At 48.1% G+C, this 3,886-nt stretch carries 1 protein-coding gene; it reads right to left on the reverse strand.

The window, feature by feature from the left end; genetic code table 11:
- Positions 1-44 precede the first annotated feature (44 nt).
- Positions 45-3,842, reverse strand: a complete 3,798-nt coding sequence (locus VN379_RS00850; RefSeq protein WP_325529833.1) for a phosphoribosylformylglycinamidine synthase — start codon at positions 3,840-3,842, stop codon at positions 45-47.
- Between the last annotated feature and the right edge of the window lie 44 nt (positions 3,843-3,886).

Here is a 3,886-nt window from a genome sequence, read left to right on the forward strand (position 1 = left end):
ATAATTAGCTGTGGAAGATATTTTTCCTGCTCTTATTCCAGTTTTTACTTAAAATATTTAACGCCGGCACTAAACATCTGCTGGTCTTTGTTGCCGGGAATATTTATCGCTACATGCTTACCAATCCGTTCGGAATGACCCATTTTGCCTAATATCCGCCCATCAGGACTTGTGATCGCTTCAATAGCATAGCAGGAACCGTTCGGGTTAAACTTATTGTCATAGGTCGCACAACCGTCAAAATCGACATACTGGGTTGCAATCTGACCGTTAGCGGCCAGCCGGGCAAGCTCCTCATCTGTGGCATAAAACCGTCCCTCACCGTGAGAAGCCGGAATAGCAAACACATCGCCCGCTTCAGTATTACTCAGCCAGGGTGACAGGGTTGACACAACCTTGGTATTGACCATACATGAAATATGCCGGCCAATCTTATTAAAGGTTAATGTCGGACTCGTTACAGTCAAATCGCGGATTTCACCATAAGGCACAAGCCCTAGCTTAATGAGTGCCTGGAAACCGTTGCAAATACCAAGCATTAAACCATCTCGTTGCTGCAGCAGCTCAGTGATCGCCTCTTTTACGCGAGGATTGCGAAACATTGTTGCAATAAATTTACCTGACCCATCAGGCTCATCCCCGGCACTAAACCCGCCAGGCAACATAACAATTTGGGATGAGGCAATTCTTCGGGCCAGCTCAGCAATCGATTCCTCAATCTGACCCGCTGTCAGGTTGCGGATTACCAGGGTTTCCGGCAGTGCTCCGGCCTGCTCGAAGGCTCTAAGCGTATCATATTCACAGTTGGTTCCGGGAAAAACCGGAATTAAGACTTTGGGTTTAGCCATGCCACTGACAGGCTGACGACTGTTCCGCTTGGTATAATAGGCAAAGCTTTCCAGCTTGCCGGCAATCAGGTCAGTCTTTACAGGAAATACCTTCTCTAAAGTCTGTTCCCAGGCAGCAAGTGCCTCGGCAAGAGTGATCTGGACGTCACCGGCGCAGATAAGGGGAACCCCGGTTGTATGACCGATTAGGGTATAATCAATGCCGTTAAACATATCCTCCAGCTTTATTTCAGCAGGCACTTCCAAAACAATCGATCCATAGTCTGGAGCGAACAGGTCATTTGCTGCTACCGGGGCCGTAATTTCAATACCAATGCGATTGCCAAATGCCATTTTGCTAACAGCCTCAGCCAAACCACCAAGCTTGACGGTATACGCCGCCAGAATCTTACCGGCCTCGGCAAGCTGCCCCACACGATCATACGCTCTGGTTAAGGCTGCAAAGTCAGGCAACTCATTAGCATCACGTCTGCTCCGGATCAATACTACCTTGCTGCCGCTCTGCTTAAACTCCTGAGAGATGACGCGACGCACATCAACTGCTGTTACCGCAAAAGCCACCAGGGTTGGCGGCACGGTTAGCTCTTTAAATGTACCTGACATGCTATCTTTACCGCCAATAGCCGGAATGCCCAGTTGTTTTTGTGCATAGAATGCACCTAATAATGCGCTAAAGGGCTTGCCCCATTTTATGCTGTCCTTATCCAGCTTTTCGAAATACTCCTGCAAGGTTAGCCGGATTGAACGAAAATTGCCACCTATTGCTACTACTTTGGCAACAGCCTCAATAATAGCATACACAGCTCCATGGAAAGGGCTCCAGGCTGACAGCCCGGGATTAAAACCATGAGTCATTATCGTCCCGGTCGTCGTCTCACCGGATATTACCGGCAATTTAGCTGCCATACCCTCAGCAGGAGTGTCCTGGTATTTGCCGCCAAACGGCATCAGGACAGTAGCTGCACCAATGCTGCTGTCAAAGCGTTCCACAAGTCCCTTCTGACTACATATGTTGAGGTTTTGCAGCATAGCAAGCCAGGCTGCCCTGATATTTTGAGTATTATTGCCATCTGGGCTTAAAACTGGCAACTCATTAAAGTAGCTGTTTTCTGCCGGGTCAGTCACAGTTACTGTTGTATACTGCTTAACACCATTAGTGTTCAAAAAATCGCGGCTAATGTTGACAATAGGCTTGCCGCGCCAAATCATCTTCAGCCGTTTATCGTCAGATACAGTGGCCACAATAGTAGCCTCTAGATTTTCCCCATCAGCATAGCGAATAAATTGTTGGGCATTTTCTGCTGCAACCACTACAGCCATACGTTCCTGCGATTCCGAGATCGCAAGTTCGGTGCCATTTAGACCCTCATACTTCTTGGGGATAGCATCTAAATTAATATTCAGACCGTCAGTAAGCTCACCGATCGCCACAGATACGCCACCTGCACCGAAATCATTGCAGCGTTTTATCATAGTGCTGACAGCACGCTGGCGGAACAAGCGCTGAATTTTCCGTTCTGTAGGCGGATTGCCTTTCTGCACTTCAGCACCACAGCTCATAAGTGATTCCTCAGTATGAGCCTTGGAGGAACCGGTTGCACCGCCGCAGCCATCCCGACCGGTACGCCCGCCTACCAGAATAACAACATCCCCAGGCTCAGGAACAGCGCGCACAACATTTTGTTTCGGGGCAGCCGCCATAACAGCCCCAATCTCCATTCGTTTAGCAATATACCCCTGATCATAGATTTCGGTCACCTGGCCTGTTGCCAGTCCAATTTGGTTACCGTAGGAGCTGTACCCGGCTGCCGCACTTGTGGTTATTTTTCGCTGAGGCAGCTTGCCAGGCAGCGTTGCTTCTAAAGCAGCCCGTGGATCGCCGCTGCCAGTGACACGCATGGCCTGATAGGCGTAGGAACGGCCTGACAGCGGATCACGGATGCAGCCGCCCAGGCAAGTAGCCGCTCCCCCAAATGGTTCAATCTCAGTAGGATGATTATGGGTCTCATTTTTAAACATGACCAGCCACTCTTCAGTCCGGCCATCGATATCGGCATGGACAATAATACTGCAGGCGTTTATTTCCTCCGATTCATCCAGGTCAGTCAGCTTCCCTTGGATTTTCAACTCTTTCATCGCCAAGGTGGCTATATCCATCAGGCTGACATCCCGCGCCTTGTCGGCATAAACGCAGGAGCGGGATTTTAGGTACTCCTCATAGGCAGCTTTGACCGGCTTAGTAAACTTGCCTTCTGCAATCGAAACAGCCTGAACCGCCGTTAGAAACGTCGTATGCCGGCAGTGATCTGACCAATACGTATCAATAACCTTTATCTCGGTAATGCTTGGGTCCCGGCGCTCAGTCTCCCTAAAGTATTGCTGGCAAAAGGTCAAATCCTCAAAGCTCATTGACAACCCTTGTGTTGTCATAAAATTCTTCAGGTCTTGGGCAGTCTTTGTAATAAACCCGCTCACTATGGCTACGTCACCAGGTATATTGACCAGCATATCTAATGATTCCGGTTTAGCAAGAGATGCCTCTCGTGCTTCAACCGGATTAATACAATAAGCCTTAATTCTTAGTAATTCCTGCTCACTAATATCGCCTTCAAGAATGATCAATTTGGCGGTGTTCACTGTCGGCGGTTCCTGTTGCGTTAAGATCTGTACGCTTTGTGCCGCCCAGTCAGCTCTTTGGTCATACTGTCCTGGCAAATATTCTATGGCAAAAAACCGCTCTGTCTCTTTGCTGTCAATATTCTCAAAATAGACAACATCTACAGGTGGTTCGGAGAAGATGGTATGAATAGCGTCGGTAAATTCCTGATCGGTTAAACCAGTAATGTCATAGCGGTGCAGCATTCTAACTGCGATTAGCCCATTTATCCCTAAATTTTCTTTAAGATCTGAATAAATACCTGTCGCTTCAACCTGAAATCCGGGTTTCTTTTCGACAAATATACGACGTACTGCATTTTTTGTAGCTAAGTTCAAATAATCCGCCCCCTGTATTTAACTTTACATGACTATCGTAGCAC

It is taken from the genome of Sporomusa sp. (genome assembly GCF_035561255.1).
GTDB lineage: Bacteria > Bacillota > Negativicutes > Sporomusales > Sporomusaceae > Sporomusa.